The sequence below is a fragment of the Nocardia sp. NBC_00403 genome (assembly GCF_036046055.1).
Lineage (GTDB): Bacteria > Actinomycetota > Actinomycetes > Mycobacteriales > Mycobacteriaceae > Nocardia.
Genome location: NZ_CP107939.1, coordinates 1,069,741 through 1,093,540, shown reverse-complemented (window position 1 = coordinate 1,093,540; position 23,800 = coordinate 1,069,741). Strand labels below are relative to the sequence as shown.

Below are 23,800 nucleotides of genomic sequence, written 5' to 3'. Positions count from 1 at the left end.
TCCCCAGTTCTACCCGACCGCCCGCGGCCGATCGGCCGCGCCGAAGGCGCAACGTGATTGTCCACCACTGTGCCATCGTGCACTGCGGGACAGCCAATCGATGCAGGTGAGGGCCCTTCATTCGGGTCCCTCACGGTGCCTCCTGTTGCTCCTGTTGCCGTAGTACTCGTTGCCGCGCACGCCGATACCGGTTTACCCGGCGCCGGGTTGGCGGATCGAAACCCTCGTCCGCCGGATCCGGCTGTCCGCGGAACCGACGCCACAACCGACGCCCGGCCAACAGAAACAGCAGTATTCCGGCACACGCCGTAATTATTGCCAACGCCTGACCGTAGGCGTTCGAGCGCACCGAAACCGAGGTGGGATTGCCGAGCGGGATTCCGTCAGGCGTGGTAAGGAAGATCGGAATCACCAGGTTGCGGCTGTCACTGACCTCGGTCGGGATCTGAAACGAACGAGTCCCGGTCGGCGGCAACACCTGTTCACCGATATCGGTGATTTTCGTCTCCGCGGGCGCCTCGATCCGGAACTTGACGCGGATGGCGACCGGCAGTTCGTTACGGGCAACCAGCAACAATGGGCTCTGCTCGGAGGCAAGGGTGTAGACGCCGCCCGGTGGCAGCACGGTGACCGATCGGTACAGGTTGTCCAGCGCCCGCGTGGTCTGATCGAGCCGTCGGTGCGCGAAGGTGTCCGGCTGCGTGGCATCGCCGGTGCGTCGATCGGACAGGGTCAGCACCCGCAGCAGGTCGTCGCGCAGCGGGGTCAGGAATTGGCGCGGGGTCGGCTCGGCCTCCGGCAACTCGACCAGCGAGCGCATCAGCTCACTGATCCGCTTCCCTTGGTCGCGGGTGGGCAGCACGAGGCGGTCGGGTACTGCGTCATGCGCGGCTTGGGGCAGGTAGTCCAGCTCATAGGGCTGACCGTCGGGCGGTTCGGCGAGCAGCTCGTGGAAGGCGCGCGGTGTGGCGAGGTTATTGCGCATCAACAGTTCCACTTGGCGTAGCAGCGCGGTCGCCTCGTCGCGGCTGGCACCCCACTGCTGCGGCGGGACCAGCAGCAATGAACGCGGCCGATTCGGCTGCGAGTTCAGCGCGGTCCAGGAGACGGCGCCGAGCGCGTCCTGCAGCCGAGCCATCCGCGAGTCGTTGGTGACGTCATAGCGGACCTTCGCGGGCGTGAACGACGGTGTCGGCGGATTGGAGCCGACCGCGGCGAGCGCCGTCGCGGACCAGATATCGAACGTCGCGGCGTGCAGCACCGGATCCGACGCCGGGCCTGCCGGCAGGGCCGGGTTGTTCGGGTTCGCGCCGTTGGCGGGTGGCGCGGCAGCGGCCGGCGCGGGCTCCGGCACGGTGACCTCGGCGTTGTTCGCCCCGGGCAATGCCGCAGTGACCTCGGGCACGCGGACGATGTCCGGCGCCGCGGAATCCGGAATCGTCTGGCCTGCCGAGCTCAGCGTCGAAGTCGGCTGATCGCTGGTGGTGCGCCCCGCGTCACTGGTCGTGGGCGAGGAATCATTCGAGCCCGCGGAACCGACGGTGACAGCGGCGGTATCCGCCAGCACCGCGGTTGCGAAACCGTGGCTGCGCAACAACATCGCGGCGCTCGTGTCGATACTGCCGGAATCGGGCAGGCTCACGCCGCGCACCGATCGGGTGGCCAGGATCGAGTCGACGATGTCAGCAGGTGCGTCCAGCGCGCGAGCCGATAGATCAGGATCGTTCACCGCCGCCAACGCCGTGACATCGACCTGGGCGAAGGGCAAAGCCACCGTGCACACCGACGCGGCAAGCGCACGCAACCGGTCCAGCCAGGTCTGGGCCTGGTCCGCGCCGGTGCCCGGCCTGGTCGCGCCGTCCGGATCGGATGGACTCGCCAGCACGCGATAACCATGGGTCATCGCCTGCGCGGTGACGAGCAGATCCGGATCGACCGCGACGCACACCGCGCCCGCCAGGGACCGATCACGGCCGATATTCGTGCCTACCGCCGACTCCAGTGCACCGAGCAACTGATCGAGGCGACCGCCCTTACCGAGCGAGGCGGCCAACTCGTCATCGGTCAGCTCCACCCTCCCGTTGACCGAACCAGGGACACCCGCGACCAGCCGGGGGCGGTCGGCCAGTGGCCACAGCAGCGTCGTCGCCACCGGCGCATCCGTCGCGGCAGCCACCGCCTGTGCCCCAGCGCTGCCCGATTCGGCATCCGTCGTCGGCGGGACACCGAGCACCGGCAGCAAGAAACGGGCGTCGTCGAGCCGGGCCTGACTGCCGTAGGCCGGTTCACCGTTCACATTCAGCAACAACGGATACACACCGGGCGCGGTGATATCCAGCGATGATGTCGAATCACGACCGCCGGGACGCAGCGCGATACTCAACGTGAATTGCTTGCGCTGCCCCGGGCTCAACCGCTCGGCCACATCCTCGAACGGGCCGGTCACGTCGTAGTTGACCTGATCGAGGCGCAGCGTGGAGCGCAACACGTTCGGCGAGGTCACCGCGGCGGCGCGCTGAATGCGGACGATGACATTGTCGACAACCCGGTCACCGATATTGGTGATGGTGCCCGACACCGTCAGCAGTGGATCGCTGACCGTAGTCACCGCGGTCGGAGTCACCGAATCCAGTGACAGCTTCAAGAATTTCGGTGCCGACGAACCGCTCGACCCGGTAGGTTGTGCCGCCGCATGCTGTGCGAGCAACATCGGCATCACCGTCGCCGAACTGAGAATGGTCAGGACCGCCACGATGATCCGGAACAGTCCACGCGTCATCGCTTGCCGGTCTCCATCCGGTCGATCATCCGATTCGCCACCTCGGCAAGACGCCGTTCGTCGGCGTACGCCAATCGAGAATCCAACTCGCTCAACGGAACCCACGCCACCTGGGTGACCTCCACATCGGCGTCGGAAAGTTCGCCACCGACCGAACGCAGCAGATAATGATGCACGGTCTTGTGTACCCGACGACCCTCCGTGACGAACCAATAATCGATGCTGCCCAGTTCGGCGACCACTATTCCGTTGATTCCGGTCTCCTCGGCCACCTCACGGATCGCCGTCTGCTCAGAGGTCTCGCCCTCTTCGATATGTCCCTTGGGCAGCGACCACAGCAGCCTGCCGCGGCGATCGGTGCGCCCGATCAGTGCCGCGCTCCGTTTTTCCCGCGGACCATCCAACCCATCGACGACCAGCCCGCCCGCCGAGGTTTCCCGGACCGTACGCATGCGAGGTTTCGCCGCGTTGGCGGCCGAACCGCGGCGCCGAGGCTGGCGGCGTCGACTGTTCGCACGATCGGCCGGAGACACCCAGCAATCCTACTGTGTTGTCTTTGCAGCGCCTGCGGCGCTGCGTGTTCGCGGCCCCCTTGGTCTCGCTTCCGAGCGGCCGAGACTCGCGCCTGCGGCGCATGCGCTTCGGCCGCTCGGAAGCGAGACGGGCCGCGAACTCTAGTGCTCGGTCTCGCTTCGCTCGGAAGGTGTCATCGTGCCGAGTGGGGGCGTTGGTAGTTGAGCTTGCGACTTTGGTGGTTGTGCTTCGGTTGTTGTGGAGGTGGGACGGGCTGCGAGGTCTGAGCGTTGGGTCTGGCTTCGCTCGAAAGGTTTCATCGTGCCGAGTAGATGTGTTGATAGTTGAGCTTGCGGCTGTGGTGGATGCGCTTCAGCGGCTGTGCGGGTGGAACGGGCTGCGAGGTCTGGGTGTTGGGTCTCGCGGCACGGGGAGGGTGCCATCGTGCCGAGTGGGGGCGTCGGTAGGGATGGTCGCGACCTTGTTGGATACACGTCGGCTTGTGTGCAGTGGCCTTGACTCTTCCCTGGAGGACTCGCTGCTGGGTGGGTGAACGGTGGTGCTGCTCGTGATCTAGCTGAATGCGGTGACGTCTCCAGCCGGGTTGCCGTGCGTGTCGGCGGGAGATGGCGGTGGACTCGCCGGAAGGCGCTCTTCGCGGCGGGTGGCAGACGTTCGACCTGAACTGGCGGCGTGGGCGGGATCCGGGGTCGGCTATGCGGGAGGCCTTATATATCCCGGGGGTGCTGCGTGGGTTGCGCTGGAATATCGGTTGGTGGGGCTCGGTAAGCTGCTGATTCGTGGTTTCGCCCCAGTCTGAGGATGTAGCAGCGCAGGATCGACGTACCCGATTGCTGGCTGCGGCCGCGGTCACGCTCGGCAGGTTGTCCGATGTGCTGACGCCACTCGGTGAATTGTTCGCGGCGCGCGGATTCGAGCTGTACCTGGTCGGGGGCAGTGTGCGGGATGCGGTGCTCGGACGGTTGGGGACGGATCTGGATTTCACCACCGATGCGCGGCCGGAGCAGGTGCAGGAGATGCTGCGTGGCTGGGCCGATAATCTGTGGGACACCGGGGGGCTTGCCTTCGGGACGGTGAGCGCGTCCAAGGCCGATCAGCAGCTGGAGATCACTACTTTCCGCAGCGACTCCTACGATCGGGTCTCCCGCAATCCCGAGGTGACTTTCGGTGACTCGCTCGCGGGCGACCTGGTGCGCCGGGACTTCACGGTCAACGCGATGGCGGTGCGGATCGGTGCGGACGGTGCGATGGAGTTCGTCGATCCGCTCGGCGGGATGGACGCGCTGCTCGAAGGAATGCTGGATACCCCTGCGGCACCGGAAGATTCGTTCCACGACGACCCGCTGCGCATGTTGCGCGCAGCCCGTTTCGTCGCGCAGCTCGGCTTCGAGCTGCATCCGAGGGTCCGGACCGCGATCACCGCGATGGTCGCCGAGATCGATCGGATCACCGCGGAGCGGGTGCGTACCGAGCTCGACAAACTGATCGGCGCGGCGCACCCGATCGATGGCATCAACATCATGTGCGAGACCGGGTTGGCCCAGCGGGTGCTGCCGGAGGTGCCGGAGATGAAACTGGAGATCGACGAGCATCACCAGCACAAGGATGTGTACTGGCATTCGCTCACCGTGCTGGAACAGGCCATCGATCAGGAAGCGGGCGATCCCGATCTGGTGCTGCGCTGGGCCGCGCTGCTGCACGACATCGGTAAGCCGGACACCAAGCGCAACGAGCCGGGCGGTGGCGTCAGCTTCCACCACCATGAGGTGGTCGGCGCGAAGATGGTGCGCAAGCGGATGCGGGCGCTGAAGTACCCCAAGCAGTTCACCGAGGACGTGGCCCGGCTGGTGTTCCTGCACTTGCGTTTCCATGGTTACGGCAAGGGGCAGTGGACCGATTCGGCGGTGCGCCGGTATGTCACCGACGCGGGCGATCTGCTGCCGCGGCTGCACAAATTGGTCCGTGCCGACTGCACCACCCGCAACAAGCGCAGGGCCGCAGCATTGCGCGCCACCTACGACGAGCTGGAAGCGCGGATCGCCAAGCTGCAGGAACAGGAGGATCTGGATCGGGTGCGGCCCGATCTGGATGGCAACGCCATCATGGAACTGCTCGGCCTGTCCGCGGGTCCGGAGGTTGGAAAGGCCTGGCGTTTCTTGAAAGAGCTGCGGCTGGATCGTGGACCGCTCACTCGCGAGGAGGCCGAGGCCGCGCTGCTGGAATGGTGGCAGACGCAGGGCTGACTCGGCTGGTCAGAAGACGATCAGCGTGGTTCCGGTGACGATGGCCGAGCGAATCTGCGCCAGATCGAACGACCCGGTTATCTGCGGTAGCTCGATCCGGAACCGGATCAGGTCGCCCTCGCGGGTCGCGTGCACGATGCGCGCATCGTTCGGCAGGCCCGCGAGTCGTAACTCGGGTGCGGTCAGCATCTTGCGCGGCACCCGAATGCCGAGCCAGTTCGCCCGGCGGATCTCGACCGTCAACAGGTTGTCGCGCACCTCGGCGTCCACCACCGCGGTGATCAGCCTGCGTCGATGTACGGCCTTGATCAGCCCGCTCGCATCGACCTGCAACTCCCAGTCGAGCGGCAGCGTGTTGAGCCACCCGACCAGCGCTTCGGTGGTGACGGTGCCGTCGAGGTCGAGCTGCTGGGTCCGCACCCTGGTCGGCACGCCGGGAATGAGGCGGACGCCGTGCGCGATGACGGTCACCGACTCGATCGGGTGATCGTCCCAGCGCATCTGTGACAACACCGTCTTGGTCTGGAAGTGTGCACCGCGGCGCCGGACCTTGAGCACCTGCAGGGTGGCGTTCAGGTCGTGTCCGAGCAATGTCGCGGTGACCCCTTGGCCACCGAACCGGCTGAGAATGCCCTCGCTGAGCACGGTCATCAACACATCCGGCATCAGCGCCGTGACCGCGCCCGCGCTCAAGTCGGCCACCGGATCCACCCATGCGGTGGTGAAGGAGACCCACTGCTCGAGCAGGGACTGGTCGAACAGGCGCTTGCCGAGATCGACGGCCCGCATCGGTGACCATGACGTCGGATCGAAGTACGTGGCCATGATTGCTCCGAGCGTACTTGTCCTCGGGGGAACACGCCCATCGCCACGTGTCCCACGCCACGGTCCGTTCCTGGCGGGCGGTAGCGCGTTCAGCCCCCGTATCCACCACCGCCGGGTGTCTCCACGACCAGGACATCGCCGGGTTCCAGTTGTGCCGAGTCGGCGCCGTGCAGCTGTATCACCGAACCGTCCGCGCGTTCGACCCGATTGACACCCAACGCCCCTGGCGCGCCGCCTGCCATGCCGTACGGCGGGATCCGTCGGTGACTCGACAAGGTGGAGACGGTTACTGGTTCGGTGAACCGCAGGCGGCGCACGGCGCCGTCACCGCCGTGCCAACGGCCCGATCCCCCGCTGCCCGCGCGCACCGAAAACTCCTCCAGCAGCACCGGGAGTCGCGATTCCAGAACCTCGGGATCGGTGAGCCGGGAGTTGGTCATGTGAGTCTGGACCACGCTCGCGCCGTCGAAGCCGTTGCCCGCACCGGAACCGGAACCGATGGTCTCGTAGTACTGGGAGCGGTCGTTGCCGAAGGTGACGTTGTTCATCGTGCCCGACCCTTCGGCCTGCACGCGGAGCGCCGCATACAGTGCGCCGGTAATCGCCTGTGAGGTCTCGACATTGCCCGCGACGACCGCGGCGGGCGGTTCGGGAGCGAGCATGGATCCGGGCGGCACGATGATCCGCAGCGGCCGCAGGCAGCCGTCGTTGAGCGGAATATCGTCGTCGACCAGCGTGCGGAAGACGTACAGGACCACCGCATTGGCCACCGCGTACGGTGCGTTGAAGTTCCCGGGCAGCTGAGCCGAAGTACCGGTGAAATCGACAGTGGCGCTGCGGCTTTCCCGATCTACCGTGACCCGCACGTGAATGGTGGCACCCAGGTCGGTCTCATAGACATACTCGCCGTTATCGAGCGCGTCGATCACCCGGCGCACCGATTCCTCGGCGTTGTCCTGGACGTGGCGCATGTAGGCCTCCACGACGTCGAGCCCGAAATGCTCGATCATCTTCCCGACTTCCTCGACGCCCTTTGCATTCGCCGCGATCTGCGCGCGCAGGTCGGCGAGGTTGGTGGCCGGGTTTCGGGACGGGTACGGCGACTCGGTAAGCAGCCGGTGGGTCTGCTCCTCACGGAACCGTCCGTTCTCGACGAGCAGCCAATTGTCGAAGACGACGCCCTCTTCCTCGATGCGGCGGCTGTTCGCAGGCATGGAGCCGGGGGCGATGCCACCGATCTCCGCGTGATGGCCGCGGGAGGCGACGTAGAAGAGGATCTGTCCACCCGCCTCATCGAAGACGGGGGTAATCACCGTGATGTCGGGCAGGTGGGTGCCACCGTGGTAAGGATCGTTGACCGCGTAGGTGTCCCCGGGACGCATGCTCTCCCGGTCCTGATCCCCGTCTCGCTTCGCTCCGGCCCGCCTGCGCCGAATAACCTCCTTGACGCTCGTTCCCATCGAGCCGAGATGGACCGGAATGTGCGGAGCGTTGGCGACCAGATTGCCATCGGGGTCGAACAGCGCGCACGAGAAGTCCAGGCGTTCTTTGATATTCACCGATTGGGAGGTCGACTCCAGCCGCGCGCCCATCTGTTCGGCGATGGACATGAACAGGTTGTTGAAGACCTCCAGCAGCACCGGATCCGCCTCGGTGCCCGCCAGCGGCTCCGCAACTACGGCCACGCGCTTCATGATCAGGTGTCCGATGTCGTTCACGGTGGCCTGCCAGCCGTCGTCGACGACGGTGGTGGAGTTGGCCTCGGTGATCACGGCGGGCCCGATCACGTTCTCTCCGGGCGTCAATTCCGCACGCCGATAGAGGAATACGTCCTGCCAGGCGCCTCCTGTGTGCAGGCTGACGCGCTCCGGTCCGGTCGCGCTTGTCGGGGGGTGTGCCAGATCTGACAGCTCGGGTGGCTCGGTGAGCCCGATCGCTTCGACGGAGAGGGCTTCGACAATGATCGGGCGTTCGAGCGTAAAGGAGTACGTGGCACGGTGACGCGCTTCGAAATCCGCTGCCATCGTTGCCGGTTCGGTGAGCGCCACGGTCAGCGCGGTATCGGTGCCGTCGTAGCGCAGCTGGGCGCGGCGGATCCCACGGACCCGCTGCTCGGGCACGTCCTCGGCCAGCAGTTCGGCGCGGGCGGCGGTCTCGAGCGCGTCGGCGATATCGGTGACCCGCGACATCGACTCGGGCCGCAACGGTAGCTCCACAGACTGCTCGCGCATGGAGGTCGTGTCGGCGAGCCCGATGCCGAGGGCCGAGAGCACACCGGCCATCGGCGGGACGAGAACGGTGCGGATGCCCAGGGAATCGGCGACCGCACAGGCGAGTTGGCCACCCGCACCGCCGAACGTGGTCAGCGCATAGCGGGTGACATCGTGGCCCTTCTGCACCGAGATGCGCTTCACGGCGGCCGTAATATTGGCGACGGCGATTTGCAGATAGCCCTCGGCGACCTGCTCCGGAGTGCGGTCGTCACCAGTGCTCTTGCCGATCTCGGCGGCCAGCTCCGCGAACCGGGTGCGCACCAGCGCTTCGTCTAGCAGCTCGTCGCCGTCCGGGCCGAAAACCGGTGGGAAGTAAGCGGATTGGATACGTCCGAGCATCACGTTGGCGTCGGTGACGGTCAGCGGTCCGCCCCCGCGGTAGCAGGCAGGTCCTGGCATGGCGCCCGCGGAGTCGGGGCCGACGCGATAGCGGCTGCCGTCGAAATGCAGGATCGAGCCGCCGCCCGCCGCGACGGTGTGGATGTCCAGCATCGGGGCGCGCAACCGGACCCCGGCGATCTGCGTCGTGAACACCCGTTCGTACTCGCCAGCGAAATGCGAGACGTCGGTGGAGGTTCCGCCCATGTCGAAGCCGATGACCCGGTCGAATCCGGCGAGCTGGGACATTCGCACCATCCCGACGATGCCGCCGGCCGGTCCGGACAGGATGGCGTCCTTGCCCCGGAACCGACTTGCTTCGGTGAGTCCTCCGTTGGACTGCATGAACATCAGTCGCACGCCCGTGAGCTGGTCGGAGACTTGCTGGACGTAGCGGCGCAGCACCGGCGAAAGGTAGGCGTCCACCACGGCGGTGTCCCCGCGCGGAACCAGCTTCATCAGCGGGCTCACCTCGCTGGACAAGGAGATCTGCGGGAATCCGATCTCGCTCGCGACCCGGCCGATCGCCTGTTCGTGCGCGGGATACAGGTGACTGTGCATGCACGCAACAGCAACGGCCGGAATGCCGTTGTCGTAGGCATGCTTCAGTTCGACGGCGAGGGCAGCGGTGTTCGGCGGCGTCAGCACCGTGCCGTCGGCCGCGACCCGTTCCTCCACCTCGATCACCCGCTCGTACAGCAGCTCGGGCAGCACGATCTCGCGGGCGAAGATCTGCGGGCGGTTCTGGTAGGCGATGCGCAGGGCGTCACGGAAGCCTCGGGTGATCACCAGGACGGTTCGTTCACCCTTGCGCTCCAGTAGGGCATTGGTGGCGACCGTGGTACCCATTCGAACGGCCTCGATCCGAGCCGTCGCAGGTTCGCCGCCCGCGTCGGTCGCGAGAATTTCGCGGATGCCCGCCACCGCGGAGTCGGTGTAACGCGCTGGGTTCTCCGATAGGAGCTTGCGCGTGATGAGGCGGCCGTCGGGGCGCCGCGCCACCACATCGGTGAAGGTGCCGCCCCGGTCGACCCAGAACTGCCAGCCCCGCTCCGCTGGGCCGGTGGTCGGGGCGTCCGTCACCGGGATCTCCCGTTCTGAGTACCGATCACATCGCGTACGGTACCGAACGTCCCGGTACGTCATCGATCGCGGCGTCGCGTCAGCTCGGCGGGTCCAGTTGGGCATGCATGAGATACACGTTGTAGCTGTCCCACGCCGAAATCGTGAAGTAGAGATCCTTGTCCGTCGACCACGGATGGATGAAGCCGCCATAGGACTTCGGATAGTCGGAGGTCGAGACGAGCGGCACCGCATCGGTCCAGGCGCCCTGGGCCGCGGCAGCCGTACGCATCACGATGGCGCCGCGCGCCGAATCCAGGTACACCATCTGCCACTGCTGCGAGGCCTGATCGAAGCGCGCCGACAACTCGCTGGCCATGCCGAGAAACAGTGGGGTGGACTGGTTTTCGGCGGCCGGCGCCCACGTTCCGCCGACCCAGTATTGGTAGGCCGACTTGTTCAACACCTCGGCCTTCCGCACCCTGGCCAACCCGATCATGCCGATACGACCGTTGGGGGTGCCGAACATGTAGACGTAATCACCCTGCACCGCCATGGCCGCCACCTGGAAGCGGCCGATGCCGAAGAGGTTGTCCCACTTGGCATGCTGATCCTTGGTCCAAGTGCGCCCGTTGTCATCGGAGTAGGCGAGGCCGCCGTAGTTGGTCCACCACAGTCCAGGGATCCGGCTCCACCGGTTCACCGACATGTAGCTCAGGTACTGGCGATCACCGATCGCGAACCCGGAGGTCGGGATGGTGGTCGTCTCCCAGTTCTTGATCTTGCGGCTGCCCAGCAATTCGACGGCGTGGCAGCGGCTGTCCTGGACCATCGTGTCGATGGTCAGGCCGTCGGACAGATCGCGATCGGTGCTGTAGCCGAGCACGTTGCTACGCCAATCCTGGTCTTCACCACCCATGCCACCACCGCCCCAGCCGGTGCCGAAGGTGTCGCCGAACGCCACGGCGACCTCCCCCGGCTTCGTCTCCCACATCAGACCGAGATCGGTGCCGTCGACCTGCCAGCGCATGTCGGTCCGGTTCTCCGAACCGTGTCCGGTCAGCTGCCCGACCAGCCGCACCGAGTCCACTCGAGGCGCGGCGACCGCTGGGGCGAGCGCGCCGCGTTCGGCCGGATGCACCACCGGCGGTGGCGCGGGTTGCGCAGGCGCGCCTTCGCGGCCGGTTACGGCGATCGGAATGGGCTCGATCTCGGGCTTGATCTCGATGCGCGGCAACGTGATCGGCCCGCCCGACCCGGAGCCACTACCTGAGCCCGAGCCGGAACTCGAGCCGCTCTGCGGAACAGCGCCGGGGACTGGGTCCGGGTCGGTGCTGCTCTCCTGCGGTCTGGGCGAGTCGCGAATGTCCGGGCACGGATTGCCGCACGGGTCCGCCGGCAGTGGCTCGGGATCGATGCGGGTGTTGTCCTGCGGCGGATCGGGCACCGGGACCGGCGTGAACTGCGGAATCGGTATCGGGATATCGATCCGCGGCGGCAAGGGCGGCGGCGGTGGTGCGTTCGGGTCCGGCTCTCGGGCGAGTGGGTCGAAGCCGGTCTCGCCGCAGCTGTTCACCGGTGGCGGCGCCCATGGGTGCGGCGCTGCCTGCGCGGGTGTGGGCACCGCGAGCAGTCCCGCGAGGAGCACGCCGAACAGTGTGGGGGTACCAGAAGAAGTGACGCCGATTCGGGATGTCACGTCGGGTCGTATTTCTGTCGTCACTTCGCGGCGACGGGTAGGAACGCTCGCGACCTGTTCGGCAGAAATCGCATGTGTTCTTGCCTCCCTGTCGAATCGGGTTGCCGAAAGATCAACCTTATCGGACCTCGGGGTCCGAATGCGGGAGGGCGAGCGAATTGAATCGATCCGGCTCAGCAGGGAACCGAAAGCGGACCCGTTGCGTCCAAAAAGACATGAGCGAGATCGAGTACGTGTTCGGGACGGGTGACGGCACGGTTCATGTCTGGTCCAGCCAGGCGGATTTGGAGCTGTCGGACACTGGCGTCGCCGATGCACTGCAACTGGATTTCGACGGTGACGGCCTCGCCGATGACGCACTATGGGATTCCCACGGCGCCGGCATCGCCGATGTGGCGGCGCTGGATCTGGACGAGGATGGCGTCCTCGATCATTTCTATACCGACCCCTCCGGCCTCGGCACGTGGAATCACCTGGTCACCGGCTCCGCGTCCGATGCGGGCAGCGAGCAGCTCGATTGGATCGTGCGTACCGGCCCGGCGTCGGACCATGATGTCGGTGCGGGAATCGGCACAGCACCGGCGGAATCCGATGCGCCGCTCGGCTATCCGTCGGCGTTCGCCGACCGATTGGTGCCGCTGGATCAGATCGGCGCATTACCCAACCAACGCGCCGCAACGGGCGACCATACAGCCGAACAGCTCAATTTCGAAGGGGGAGTCGGCGAGTCGTCAGAGGGTAGTGGGTCTGCGCCGTGAATTGAGCGCGATGGCCGCTATTCCGGCGCAATATATTCCGGCACCCGCAATCACCACGGCAAGCGAGCGTCCGTCGGCCGGGATCACCAGCGCCGTGATCGCGATCGCCAGGACGAAGGCAATGTTGAAGACCGTGTCCTGCAACGCGAATACCTGGCCGCGCCGCGTGTCATCAATATCGATCTGCATCGTCGCATCACCGGTCAATTTGATCGTCTGCCCTGCCAATCCGAACAGAAAAGCACCGACGAGCAGCAATTGATGCGCTCGGTGCGCGCCGGGACCGGCCGCGGCGACCGCAGTGGGAGTGACAAACACCAATTGGACCAGCGTCGCTGTCAGCAGCCCGGCGATCACTGTCCGCGGCCGACCGAGCCGAGGTATCAGCCATGGCGCCACGATCGCGGCGACCAGCATGCCCGCCGCGGCCGCACCGATGGCAAGCCCGAACCGCGTCAGCCCATTGTTCATGGTGCTGCCGTCGGCCGGGGCCTGACGCAGCACCAGCACCATGATCAGCGTGTTGGTGCCGAACACGATCCGGTGCGCGCCGATACCGAGCATCGCGGTAGTGACATGCACCGATCCCCAGACCGCTGCGGCACCGTGGCGCAGGCCGGTGGCGATGGCCCGCACCGCGCTCTCCTCGGCCGTGTTCTTCCGCTCCGGACCGAGCACCCTGGCGGCGAACCCGGCCGCGAGAACCGCACCCACGATCGACCAGACGCCGCTGATCGCCACGGCGAGCGCTGAAGCAGCATCGCCTGCACCGATCAGTCCGATGATCGACACCGCCGCCGCGGCCCCGACGCCCGCGCACGCCGAAGCAACCGTCGCGAGCACCGAATTTGCGGCAACCAGCCAGTGCTGGTCCAGCACCCGAGGCAGCGCTGCCGACACACCGGACAGCACGAATCTGCTGATCCCGACCACCGCAAGCGCAAGCAGCAGTAGCGGTTTCGCACCCGCACCCGCCAACAGCCCGATGCTCACCGCGCCGATCAGGACCGCTCGCAGCACATTGGCCACCAGCAACACCGCGCGTCGATCCCACCGGTCGAGCAGCGCCCCGGCATACGGGCCGATCAGGGAGTACGGCAGCAGCAACACCGCGAAGGCCGCCGCGATCGCAAGCGGATCGGTTTCCCGCTCGGGATTGAACAGAATCGCCCCCGACAGCGCCGCCTGAAACATGCCGTCACCGAACTGCCCGGTGAAACGCACCATCGCCAGCCGCAGCACACCGGGGCTTTCACGTAGCACGCTTCGCAGCGAAACGTGCCGCTCATCCGCAGGTATGGAGCTCTCGGAGCGACCAATAGACACGCCGCGAGGCTACTGTGTTTGATTTGCCGCGCCTGCGGCGCGGCGTGTTCGCTGTGTTTTTTTGGCAGCGCCTGCGGCGCTGCGTGTTCGCGGCCCCCTTGGTCTCGCTTCCGAGCCGTCGAGACTCGCGCCTGCGGCGCATGCGCTTCGACGGCTCGGAAGCGAGACGGGCCGCGAACTCTAGTGCTGGGTCTCGCTTCGCTCGGAAGGTGTCATCGTGCCGTGTGGGGGCGTTGGTAGCTGAGCTTGCGACTTTGGTTTAGGCGCTTCGGCGGCTGTAGAGGTGGGATACGCCCCGAACTCTGATGTTCGGTGTTGCTGCGCTCGGAAGGTGTCATCGTGCCGAGCGGGGGCGTCGGTAGCTGAGCTTGCGACTTCGATGGATGGTCTTGGGCTGCTGTGCGGCCGGACGCCGCTGCGAACTCTGGTGCCAGGTCTGCTGCGCTCGGAAGGTGCCATCACGCCGAGAAGGTGCGACGGTGCGGATAGTTGCGACTGCGGCGCGTGCGCTTCGACAGCTCGGATGCGAGACGGGCCGCGAACTCCAGTGCTCGATCTCGCTGCGCTCGGCGGGCGTCATCGTGCTGAGTGGGTGCGTCGGTAGCTGAGCTTGCGACTTCGGTGGATGCGCTTCGGCTGTTGTGAAAGGTGGGACGGCCGTGAACGCTGGTGCTGGGTCTCGGTTCGTTTGGAAGGTGTCATCGTGCGGGGTGGGGGTGCTGGAAGCTGAGCTTGCGACTTGGGTGGCGTGCCGCGGCTGTTGTGGGTGGGACCGGTTGCGAAAGTCTGGGGTGTCGCTGCGCGGAAGGTGTGATCGTGCGGAGGGGCGTGTCAGTGGCGAGCTTGCGACTGTGTCGGTTGTGCTGCGGCTGCCGGGGATCTTGCTGCGCTCGTGAGGGGGTGTCGTCGGGAGGGTTGTGGGTGGTGCTCTCGGGGTGACGTCGGAGGCACTTGCCGTGTGAGTTGGTTGTGAACGGACGCTGGTAAGAGTCGTCAGTTGGGTGCGGTGGTCAGGAGATGTCGACGAGCATGCTGACTGTTTTTCGCATGTCGGGCGCCATCGGGAGGGTGGGGAGGGCGGTGGCGTCGATCCAGGCGAAGGCGTCGTGTTCGCCGGGGGCAAGGGCCACCTCGCCGGGTTCTACCTCCGCCACGAAGCTGTACTTGCGGACCCTGGCCTTGGTTCGGGTGGCGTAGTCGAACCCGCCGAGGAAATCGGTGATGTTGCGTACGCGCAGGCCGGTCTCCTCGAACAGCTCCCGTGCCACGCATTCGGCGAAGGTTTCCCCGGATTCGACTCCGCCGCCGGGCAGTTCGTACAGGCCGCCGCGGTAGTCGTCCGGGACCCGGCGCACCAGCAGGAGTTTGTGGTCGCGGAACACGGCGACGCCGACGACGAAATCGGAGATGTCGTCGCGGCGCGCCTCGTCGCGCAGCTGCCGCTCGATGTCGGCGAGCGCTTCGGGTCGCATCTGGTTCTCACCTCCGGTTCCGTTGTGGCACATCATGTTATGAAGGCGGCCTCCGGCGGTGGGATGCGCTGCTCCGGTGTCGAGCCGGTCGGCCCAACGCGGCGACCTACCGATCGGTTCTGCTCGCCTGCCGTTCACCCGCTGGTCGCTCGCGTAAAATGCCGAGTGCAGGACAATTTACTAGGAATTCGGAGTACCGCGACTGAAGTGCTCCTACCCTGAAAGGTGATCGGTGCACGGTCCCGAGAGGAGGACCATGATGTCCACACTCACGACACCACACATCGATGTCCATCGTGGCGGCGACCGCATGAAAACGCGCGTGTCCTGGCTCGATTCGAAGCACTCGTTCTCCTTCGGTGAGCACTACGACCCTGACAACACCCATCACGGCCTGCTACTCGTCAATAACGAGGACATTGTTTCCCCCGGTCAGGGGTTCGATACCCATCCGCACCGGGATATGGAAATCGTCACCTGGGTGCTCGGCGGCAGCCTGGTGCACCAGGATTCGCTCGGCCACAGCGGCATCATCTACCCGGGTCTCGCGCAGCGGATGAGTGCGGGCACCGGCATTCTGCACTCGGAGAAGAACGACTCCTGGCGGCTGGACGGCAACAGCGCCGAACACGACGAGCCTGTGCATTTCGTGCAGATGTGGGTGGTTCCGGACGAGCCGGGGCTGACGCCGGGCTACCAGCAACTCGAGATCGACGACGAACTGGCCGGCGGCCGTCTGGTGACGGTGGCCTCCGGGCTGGCGCGCTACCGCGACAAGACCGCCATTGCGATCGCGAGCAGTCATTCCGCGCTGCATGTGGCCAGAATGGCGGGATCGGAGCCGGACGACACCGAGCAAACGATCGACCTACCCGACGCGCCCTACCTGCATGTGTTCATCGCGCGCGGCGAGGTCGAAATGGAAGGCGTCGGGACACTTTATGAGGGCGACGCCGTGCGCCTGACCAGGTCCGGTGGCCAGCGGGTCATCGCGCGCAGGCCCTCCGAAGTGCTGGTCTGGGAGATGCATGCGCGCCTCGGCGCGCAGTAAGCGGTGGCCTCGCCTTCGCTCGGGCCGAGCGCGGTTCAGGACCGACTTCGTCGGCCGGTGTTCTATTGGGGCGGTGGCCTCGCCTTCGCTCGGGCCGAGTGCGGTTCAGGACCGACTTCGTCGGCCGGTGTTCCAGTAAGGCGGTGGCCTCGCCTTCGCTCGGCGCAGCGCAGGGTTTCAGGTCATGTTCAACGTTCGAACGACGTTCGCGGCATTAACATCCCTCAGTAGGGAGCGCGATCAGTAGGGGACTGCCGTGTGCATACCCCGCGGGACTGAGAGGAAGTCCATGTCGCAACATCCACCGCCTGGTCAGTATCCACCGCCCGGCGAATATCCGCCGCCTGGTCAATATCAACCGCCCGGTCAATATCCGCCACCCGGTCAGTACCCGCCGCCGGGTCCGTACCAGCAGGGTCAGCCGAACTATTGGCAAGAGTCGCCCAAGGGCAAGGGTCTGGCGATTACCGCGCTTGTGCTCGGCATCATCGCCTTCCTGACCTGTTGGACTCTTGTCGGCGGCTACGTCTTCGGCGCCTTCGCGATCATCTTCGGCCTGATCGCGTTCGTGAAGACGCGTTCGGGCACAGCGGGTGGCACCGGCATGGCCGTCACCGGTCTGATCCTCGGTGTGCTGTCGCTGGCCGCCGCGATTCTGTTGTCGATTGTCGGCTGGAGCTTGTTCGTCGACTCCGGCGGCAAGGACTTCCTCGACTGCGTGAACAAGGCGGGCGATGATCAAGCCAAGATCGACCAGTGCACGCGGGACTGGAACCGAACACTGGAGACCAAGTACAGCGTGACCATTACGCCTGCGCCGGTCCCGACCTAGTGACGCCGCAGCGCCGTGCAAGCCCGGGTCGCGGCGACGACCTCGGCGAGTTCGGGTCGGAAGTCGCGCTCGGGCGCTGCGATCCAGGTTCGGTAACCGCTGTGTTCGTCCGCGGGTGAGGGCAGCACGATATTGCTGCCCGGCAGCGCGACCGAGGCGCAGACCCGGAACAGGTCGGAGAACAGGGCCATGTCCAGGTACGAATTGTCGGTGGGTCCGGTCAGGAAGGTCCAGCGGCCCGAGCGCGGGTGCGCGATGATCGGGCCGTTGCGCGCGCCGAGGTGGTCGCGCACGTGTTCGCCGAGTACCGCAGGCATGACCACCGCCCCGACCGCCCCGACTTCCAGCATGATGCGCCCGAGCGCGGGATCCACGACACCGTAGAGCCCGTGGTCCTTGCGGTAGCCGCGGCAGCGCGTGATGGCTTCTTGGGTGGTCGCGAATTCCTGTCCGGGCGACATCGGCTGCACACGGGTCTGTCCGAACACTTCGTGGCTATCTGTTGTGCTCATGACGAACCTCGCCTCGATGCTCAGTTGATCGAAATGAAGTGGATCGAAAATGATTCGTGGATCTGCCGCTGAAATCGACCCTAGACCTGCACAACATGCTTGACAATAGTCACACGCCGGTAAGTCGACCGGCGTAGCATCGCCTGTCATGGCACCCGTCTCGCCTACCGTTGCCCGCTGGGAACTGGTGCTTCGCCTGCGCGAATTGCGCGAACAACGGGGCTTCGATTCGGCCACCTTCGCCAAACGTGTCGGCTTCACCCCGGCCAATTGGTCGCACGTCGAGAAGGGCAGACGAGTGTTGACCACCAACACCATCGGCCCGGTGCTGGAGCTGCTCGAGGTCGACGTCGAGGAGCGCGAGGAATTGCTCGCCCTGCTCGAGGCCAGCAAGCAGCGCGGTTGGTGGGCAAAGTCTTCCGCACTGATCGGCCCGGAGTTGCAGCGGCTCTATGGCATGGAGTCCGGCGCGCAGAGCATCCGAAGCTACGACAGCCTTGTCGTCCCGGGGCTCTTGCAGACCGAGGACTACGCCCGGGCCCTGATCAGCGCCGATGTGATGATCAGGCCGGTGCAGGTCGAGCAGTTGGTCGCCATCCGAATGCGCCGCCAGGAGCGGTTGCGCGGCAAAAACCGCATCGAGCTGACCGCCGTGATCGGCGAGGGCACCCTCCTACAGCAGACCGGCGGACCGAAGGTGCTCTACGGACAGCTGGAGCACCTGGCCGCACTGATCGAGGAGCTCGACAGCATCGAGGTGCGCGTCATCCCGTTCTCCGCCACCGCGGGCGCGGTGCTCGGCGGCTCGAGTTTCCATCTGATCGACTTCGCGGGTGAGCAACTGCCGACCTTCGGCTGGGCGGAGAGCGCGGTGTTCGGCGGCGCCGTCGACGACCCCGAACAGGTGCGCGATCTGAGCTTCGCGTACGTGCGCGCACTGGAGCAATCGTTGAACCGTGACGAGTCATTGGCCCTGATCAGCCGGTATGCCGGAGTGTAAAATTCTGCCCATGGCCACCACCGCTACCTCCCGGTCGGTTTCTACCGGCTGGTTCACATCGACTCGATCGAACAACGGCAACCAATGCGTCGAGGTCCGGTTCGATGGTGATGCGGTCCTCATCCGAGACAGCAAATACCGCCGTAACCCGGCCAACCGCCCCGCTGAAGAGCCCATCATCACCATCACTGCCGACCAGTGGACCTCGTTCCTGGACACCATTGTCCGCGGGCGCACACACAGCGATCTCACCGCGAGCACCTCCGCCGACGGGCACACCACGCTCCGCCGCGGCGAAACCACCCTCACTTACACCCCCGAAGAGTGGGACGCCTTCCTCGCCGGCGTTCACGACGGCGAATTCAACCGCATCATTCTGCCCGCATGATCACTCCCCCGGCCGCACCGCGGCCGGGGCAACCCTCCGGCGCCCGGTCGCTGCGATCGGCATACTGGAGATCGTGACTTCCGAGCTGACCAGTCCCTCCGGTATCGACCTGTCCTACCTCGACGCGGCCGTGCGGGTGCAAGACGACCTGTTCGCGCACGTCAATGGCGCCTGGCTCGACACCTACGAGATACCGGCGGATCGTGCGGTCGACGGCGCCTTCCGGACGTTGTACGACCAGGCCGAACTCGACGTGCAGACGATCATCCAGAACGCGGCGGCATCCGAATCCGAGCCGGGCAGCGATGCCCGCAAGATCGGCGACCTGTACTCGAGCTTCATGGACACCGAGGCCGTGACGGCCGTCGGGCTCGCGCCGATCGTCATCGAGCTCGCGGCGATCAAGGAGGTCGCCGACCGGAGCGCCTTCGCCGCACTGCTCGGCCGACTGCAGCGCACCGGTGTCGGCGGCGCGCTCGGCTTCTACGTCGACACCGACGACAAGGACTCCAACCGGTATCTGGTGCATGCCTCCCAGTCCGGGATCGGCCTGCCCGACGAGTCCTACTACCGGCAGGACGAATTCGCCGAGATCCGCACCAAGTACATCGCGCATATCGGCCGCATGTTCGCGCTGGCCGCCGCTGATCCACAGCTCGCGGGTCTCTTGCCGGACGATCTGGACACCGTCGGGCAGCAGGTGTTCGAGCTGGAGCGCAAGCTCGCGGCCGGGCACTGGGACGTGGTGCGTCGCCGCGACGCCGAACTCGGCTACAACCTGACCACCTTCGACGAGCTGACCACCCAGAATCCCGAATTCGATTGGACCGCATGGACTTCGGCCCTGGCCGAAGGCGTCATGGCAACCGGCCCCGAGCTCTTCGCGGAAGTGATTGTGCGGCAGCCGGATTATGTGCGGACCTTCGCGCAGACCTGGGCCGCGGAGTCGACGGCCGACTGGCAGGCCTGGGCCGCATGGCGGGTGATCCGCTCGCGCGCGTCGTATCTCACCGACGCGGTGGTCGAGGAGAGCTTCGACTTTTTCGGGCGTACTCTGACCGGCGCGCAGGAGAACCGGGAACGCTGGAAGCGTGGCGTCTCGCTGGTGCAGGATCTGCTCGGCGAGGCGGTCGGCAAACTGTATGTGGCCGAGCATTTTCCGCCCGAGGCCAAGGCGCGGATGGTGGAGTTGGTTGCCAACCTGCAGGAGGCCTACCGGCGCAATATCGCCGCACTGGATTGGATGGGCCCCGACACCAGGGCGGCCGCGCTGGCCAAGCTGGAGAAGTTCACCCCGAAGATCGGCTACCCGGACAAGTGGCGCGACTACTCCGGCATCGTCATCGATCCCGCCGATCTGGTCGGCAACTACCGGCGCGGCCATGCCGCCGAGCACGACCGCGACCTGAACAAGCTCGGCGGCCCCGTGGACCGCGATGAGTGGTTCATGACCCCGCAGATGGTGAACGCCTACTACAACCCCGGCATGAACGAGATCGTCTTCCCCGCCGCCATTCTGCAGCCGCCGTTCTTCGACATGCATGCCGACGACGCCGCCAACTACGGCGGTATCGGCGCGGTGATCGGTCACGAGATCGGGCACGGATTCGACGACCAGGGCGCCAAGTACGACGGCGACGGCAACATGATCGACTGGTGGACCGACGACGACCGCACCGAATTCGGCAAGCGCACCAAGGCATTGATCGATCAGTACAGCGTGCTCTCGCCGAAGGATCTGCCCGACGAGCACACCGTGAACGGCGAGTTCACCATCGGCGAGAACATCGGCGATCTCGGTGGTCTGTCGATCGCGCTCGCGGCCTACAAGATTTCGCTGGCGGGCGCCGAGGCCCCGGAGCTCGATGGTCTCACCGGCCTGCAGCGCGTCTTCTTCGGCTGGGCCCAGGTGTGGCGCACCAAGGCCCGCACCGAGGAAGCGATCCGCCGTCTCGCCGTCGACCCGCACTCCCCGCCCGAATTCCGCTGCAACGCCGTGGTTCGCAATATCGACAGCTTCCACGAAGCCTTCGACGTCAAGCCGGGTGACAGCCTGTATCTGGACCCGGCCGAGCGCGTCCGGATCTGGTAGCTGCTCGACCGAGCCCCGGCATCCCGGGTCAGGCCGGGATGCCGGGGTGCTCCCGATGGTCCGATGTCAGCGCAGGCGCAGCTCGGTGGCGCCGTCGAAGAAGAAGATCTCGTCGAGTTTGGGCCGTAGCCGCAGCTGATCGCCGAGGGCGACCTGGAAGCGGCGGTCCACGCGGGCAACTACCTTGCCGGAGTGGCTGTTCCACTCCTCGGTGATGCCGTGGCTGTAGATGAAGGACTCGGCGCCGAGTTCCTCGAGGAGTTCGGCGGCGACGGCAAGGCTGTCGGGTTCGGTGGTGACTTCCCAGGATTCCGGGCGTACGCCGACGACAACGCGATCGGTCTGCACACTGTGCGGCAAGGGAATTCGCAGGTCGCCGAGCACCGCGGCGTTCTCGCGCACCGGTGCGTCGAGCAGATTCATGCCCGGCGAGCCGATGAAACCGGCGACGAAGGTGTTCACCGGATTGTCGTAGAGTTCGCGCGGCGCAGCGATTTGCTGCAGCTTGCCGTCGCGCAGCACCGCGACCCGGTCACCCATGGTCATCGCCTCGACCTGATCGTGGGTGACGTACACCGTGGTGGTGCCGAGCCGCTTCTGCAGGGCGGCGATCTGAGATCGGGTGCTGACCCGTAGCTTCGCGTCCAGATTGGACAGCGGCTCGTCCATGCAGAACACCTGTGGACGCCGAACGATGGCTCGGCCCATGGCGACTCGCTGGCGCTGGCCGCCGGAGAGTTTCGCGGGCTTGCGGTCGAGCAGGGGTTCCAGCTCCAGCATCTTGGCGGCTTCCTGCACGCGAACTATGGTGTCGGCCCTGCTCATTCCCGCATTGCGCAGGGCGAAGCCCATGTTCTGCGCGACGGTCATATTCGGGTAGAGCGCATAGCTCTGGAACACCATCGCCACATCCCGCGCCCGCGGCGGCAGCCCGGTGACGTCCTTGCCGCCGATCAGGATTCGGCCCGCCTCGACCGACTCCAGTCCGGCGAGCATGCGCAGGCTGGTCGACTTGCCGCAGCCCGACGGGCCGACGAGGACGATGAATTCCCCGTCGGCGATATCGATGTCGAGGCTATCGACAGCAGGCGTCGGCGCACCGGGATACAGATGCGTCACCCCGTCGAAGTGCACTGTTGCCATGCTGTCGATCTCCTTGTGAGATGGCCTGCGCGGTCACGCAGGTTGTTGCCCGGCCGGATGCTCGCGCGTTGTCCGATGGGGGGTTGGCGAAATTACTTGGGCAGCTTCGGTGTGATCTGGCGGTCGATGATCGCCTGCAGCTGGCTGGATACATTGGCGAAAGCCGTTGCCGGGTCCGCGTTCTGCAGACCGATCTGCTCGAGCCCGGTGCCGATGATCTGGTCTCCGCCCGGTACGAACACGCGGGCGTAGTCCTGCGACTTGGTCAGCGGCAGCTGCTCGATGGCGACCTTCGCGTTCGGGTTCTTCGCCAGGAAGTCCACCTCGCTCGGATCGGTGACGGCCGACTTGCGCACCGGCATGTATCCGGTGCCCTGCGAGAAATACGCCGTGTTCGCGGCATTGGTGATGAACTCGATGAATTTGAGCGCGTTCACCTTCCGCTGGTCGGGAATACGCGACGGAATGGCAAGGCCCGCACCACCGGTGGTGACGCCGGGTCCGTTCGGGTGCGGCAGGAACGCGGTGCCGAATTCGAGCTTGCCCTCGGCATTCTTCTTGATGCCCTTCAGGTCGCCGGTGGAGGCGATGGTGGAGGCGATCACGCCGGTGCCGAAGTCGACCGCGATCTGTGGCTTGATGCCCGCGTACTTCTTGGTGTGGATCATGTCGCGCAGGAACTGGCCCGCCGCGATGGTTTTAGGATCGGTGAACTTCAGCGTCCACTGATCGGAGTAGGCGCCGCCGAAGGTCCAGTTCGGGCCCTGGAAGGTCCAGGCCAGGTAGTTTTTCGCGTCGCCCCAGCCGTAGGCGAGCTTGCCTTCGCCGACGACCTGCTGCAGCTTGGGGCCCCATTCGTCGAATTCCTGCCAGCTCTGCGGTCCCCGGTCCGGGAGGCCGGCCTTCGACCACACGTCCTTGTTGTAATAGAACAGCGGTGTCGAGCGGGCGTAGGGCAGCGCGTAGTGCTTGCCGTTGAACACGTAGTCGGCGGCCAGCGAGTCGACGTAGTCCTCCAGCTTCACACCTGCGTCGCCGAAGTGCGCGTCCAGCGGTTCGATGGTGCCGTTGAGGGCGTAGTTGAACCACCAGACGTCCGACAGCACAACGACATCCGGCAGGTCGCCACCGGAGAGCGCCGCATTGAACTTCTGCGACACCTCCTCGTAGTTCTTGCCCGCATCGACCAGGTTGACCTTCAGGTCCGGGTGTTGGGCCTGGAACCGGTTGATCAGCTCGGTCTCGAGTTCCTTCGAGGTGCCAGGGTGGTTCGACCAGAAGGTAATAGTGTTGGCGTCGCCGGACTGCTTGCCGCCACCGCCGCTGCCCGCACAGGCGGTGAGCGCCGCGCCCGCGGCGACCGCGCCGGCCAGACCGATGAATCCGCGCCGCGACAGTGCGGGGAATTGTGAAGTGGACACGTGGTTTCTCCT

At 65.9% G+C, this 23,800-nt stretch carries 17 protein-coding genes; 7 read left to right on the top strand and 10 right to left on the bottom strand.

Going from position 1 to position 23,800, the window contains the following annotated elements; all coding sequences use genetic code 11:
- Window positions 1-130: 130 nt before the first annotated feature.
- Window positions 131-2,779, bottom strand: coding sequence for a hypothetical protein (locus OHQ90_RS04820; protein ID WP_328407711.1), 2,649 nt, complete (start codon window positions 2,777-2,779; stop codon window positions 131-133).
- On the bottom strand, window positions 2,776-3,312 hold the full coding sequence (locus OHQ90_RS04815) for an NUDIX hydrolase (protein WP_328407709.1): 537 nt from the start codon (window positions 3,310-3,312) through the stop codon (window positions 2,776-2,778). The genes OHQ90_RS04820 and OHQ90_RS04815 overlap by 4 nt, the downstream gene beginning before the upstream one ends.
- A 780-nt stretch (window positions 3,313-4,092) precedes the next feature.
- On the opposite strand from OHQ90_RS04815, the gene OHQ90_RS04810 reads away from it, so the two are divergent.
- On the top strand, window positions 4,093-5,556 hold the full coding sequence (locus OHQ90_RS04810) for a CCA tRNA nucleotidyltransferase (protein ID WP_328407708.1): 1,464 nt from the start codon (window positions 4,093-4,095) through the stop codon (window positions 5,554-5,556).
- Window positions 5,557-5,565: 9 nt separating this feature from the next.
- On the opposite strand, the gene OHQ90_RS04805 is transcribed toward OHQ90_RS04810, so the two are convergent.
- From OHQ90_RS04805 to OHQ90_RS04795, 3 genes are all read right to left on the bottom strand, one after another.
- Complete coding sequence (locus OHQ90_RS04805) at window positions 5,566-6,381, bottom strand: hypothetical protein (protein WP_328407707.1); 816 nt, start codon at window positions 6,379-6,381, stop codon at window positions 5,566-5,568.
- Between the two features lie 89 nt (window positions 6,382-6,470).
- Window positions 6,471-10,115 carry a hydantoinase B/oxoprolinase family protein gene (locus OHQ90_RS04800; RefSeq protein WP_328407705.1) on the bottom strand — a complete coding sequence of 1,215 codons (3,645 nt, stop codon included), beginning with the start codon at window positions 10,113-10,115 and terminating at the stop codon, window positions 6,471-6,473.
- A gap of 79 nt (window positions 10,116-10,194) precedes the next feature.
- On the bottom strand, window positions 10,195-11,793 hold the full coding sequence (locus OHQ90_RS04795) for a DUF4185 domain-containing protein (RefSeq protein ID WP_442941315.1): 1,599 nt from the start codon (window positions 11,791-11,793) through the stop codon (window positions 10,195-10,197).
- Window positions 11,794-12,008: 215 nt separating this feature from the next.
- Here OHQ90_RS04795 and OHQ90_RS04790 point away from each other — a divergent pair, with 215 nt between their 5' ends.
- Window positions 12,009-12,551, top strand: a complete 543-nt coding sequence (locus OHQ90_RS04790) for a hypothetical protein (RefSeq protein WP_328407703.1) — start codon at window positions 12,009-12,011, stop codon at window positions 12,549-12,551.
- On the opposite strand, the gene OHQ90_RS04785 is transcribed toward OHQ90_RS04790, so the two are convergent.
- Together OHQ90_RS04785 and OHQ90_RS04780 are read right to left on the bottom strand one after the other, a co-directional pair.
- On the bottom strand, window positions 12,525-13,871 hold the full coding sequence (locus OHQ90_RS04785) for an MFS transporter (protein ID WP_328412554.1): 1,347 nt from the start codon (window positions 13,869-13,871) through the stop codon (window positions 12,525-12,527). The genes OHQ90_RS04790 and OHQ90_RS04785 overlap by 27 nt on opposite strands.
- 1,016 nt (window positions 13,872-14,887) lie before the next feature.
- A complete protein-coding gene (locus tag OHQ90_RS04780; protein ID WP_328407701.1) occupies window positions 14,888-15,349 on the bottom strand; it encodes an NUDIX hydrolase in 462 nt (153 codons plus the stop codon).
- A 259-nt stretch (window positions 15,350-15,608) separates the two neighbouring features.
- On the opposite strand from OHQ90_RS04780, the gene OHQ90_RS04775 reads away from it, so the two are divergent.
- Together OHQ90_RS04775 and OHQ90_RS04770 are read left to right on the top strand one after the other, a co-directional pair.
- The gene (locus OHQ90_RS04775) at window positions 15,609-16,400 is read left to right on the top strand and encodes a pirin family protein (protein WP_328412552.1); all 792 of its coding nucleotides are present in this window, start codon (window positions 15,609-15,611) and stop codon (window positions 16,398-16,400) included.
- Window positions 16,401-16,689: 289 nt separating this feature from the next.
- Entirely contained in the window at window positions 16,690-17,232 is a 543-nt protein-coding gene (locus OHQ90_RS04770; protein ID WP_328407699.1) for a DUF4190 domain-containing protein, read from the top strand.
- Here OHQ90_RS04770 and OHQ90_RS04765 read toward each other — a convergent pair.
- Window positions 17,229-17,744 carry a hypothetical protein gene (locus tag OHQ90_RS04765; RefSeq protein WP_442941314.1) on the bottom strand — a complete coding sequence of 172 codons (516 nt, stop codon included), beginning with the start codon at window positions 17,742-17,744 and terminating at the stop codon, window positions 17,229-17,231. The two genes, OHQ90_RS04770 and OHQ90_RS04765, sit on opposite strands and share 4 nt — an antisense overlap.
- Window positions 17,745-17,892: 148 nt before the next feature.
- On the opposite strand from OHQ90_RS04765, the gene OHQ90_RS04760 reads away from it, so the two are divergent.
- The 3 genes from OHQ90_RS04760 (at window position 17,893) to OHQ90_RS04750 (ending at window position 21,224) form a co-directional block, all read left to right on the top strand.
- On the top strand, window positions 17,893-18,744 hold the full coding sequence (locus tag OHQ90_RS04760) for a Scr1 family TA system antitoxin-like transcriptional regulator (protein ID WP_328407697.1): 852 nt from the start codon (window positions 17,893-17,895) through the stop codon (window positions 18,742-18,744).
- A 10-nt stretch (window positions 18,745-18,754) separates the two neighbouring features.
- Entirely contained in the window at window positions 18,755-19,132 is a 378-nt protein-coding gene (locus tag OHQ90_RS04755) for a DUF397 domain-containing protein (protein WP_328407695.1), read from the top strand.
- A gap of 73 nt (window positions 19,133-19,205) precedes the next feature.
- Window positions 19,206-21,224: a M13 family metallopeptidase gene (locus OHQ90_RS04750; protein WP_328407693.1), complete on the top strand. Its 2,019-nt coding sequence runs from the start codon at window positions 19,206-19,208 to the stop codon at window positions 21,222-21,224.
- Window positions 21,225-21,290: 66 nt separating this feature from the next.
- Here OHQ90_RS04750 and OHQ90_RS04745 read toward each other — a convergent pair whose 3' ends face one another.
- Window positions 21,291-22,367 (bottom strand): ABC transporter ATP-binding protein, encoded by a 1,077-nt coding sequence (locus OHQ90_RS04745; protein WP_328407691.1) that lies wholly within the window; start codon window positions 22,365-22,367, stop codon window positions 21,291-21,293.
- 92 nt (window positions 22,368-22,459) lie between these two features.
- Window positions 22,460-23,788 (bottom strand): ABC transporter substrate-binding protein, encoded by a 1,329-nt coding sequence (locus tag OHQ90_RS04740; protein WP_328407689.1) that lies wholly within the window; start codon window positions 23,786-23,788, stop codon window positions 22,460-22,462.
- Window positions 23,789-23,800 lie beyond the last annotated feature (12 nt).

Excerpts from the sequence above, each read along its gene's own strand:
- OHQ90_RS04790 (WP_328407703.1), top strand. The coding sequence starts at position 12,009 with ATGAGCGAGATCGAGTACGTGTTCGGGACGGGTGACGGCACGGTTCAT.
- OHQ90_RS04760 (WP_328407697.1), top strand. The coding sequence starts at position 17,893 with ATGGCACCCGTCTCGCCTACCGTTGCCCGCTGGGAACTGGTGCTTCGC.
- OHQ90_RS04755 (WP_328407695.1), top strand. The coding sequence starts at position 18,755 with ATGGCCACCACCGCTACCTCCCGGTCGGTTTCTACCGGCTGGTTCACA.
- OHQ90_RS04770 (WP_328407699.1), top strand. The coding sequence starts at position 16,690 with ATGTCGCAACATCCACCGCCTGGTCAGTATCCACCGCCCGGCGAATAT.
- OHQ90_RS04745 (WP_328407691.1), bottom strand. The coding sequence starts at position 22,367 with ATGGCAACAGTGCACTTCGACGGGGTGACGCATCTGTATCCCGGTGCG.
- OHQ90_RS04820 (WP_328407711.1), bottom strand. The coding sequence starts at position 2,779 with ATGACGCGTGGACTGTTCCGGATCATCGTGGCGGTCCTGACCATTCTC.
- OHQ90_RS04805 (WP_328407707.1), bottom strand. The coding sequence starts at position 6,381 with ATGGCCACGTACTTCGATCCGACGTCATGGTCACCGATGCGGGCCGTC.
- OHQ90_RS04780 (WP_328407701.1), bottom strand. The coding sequence starts at position 15,349 with ATGCGACCCGAAGCGCTCGCCGACATCGAGCGGCAGCTGCGCGACGAG.
- OHQ90_RS04765 (WP_442941314.1), bottom strand. The coding sequence starts at position 17,744 with ATGAGCACAACAGATAGCCACGAAGTGTTCGGACAGACCCGTGTGCAG.
- OHQ90_RS04775 (WP_328412552.1), top strand. The coding sequence starts at position 15,609 with ATGTCCACACTCACGACACCACACATCGATGTCCATCGTGGCGGCGAC.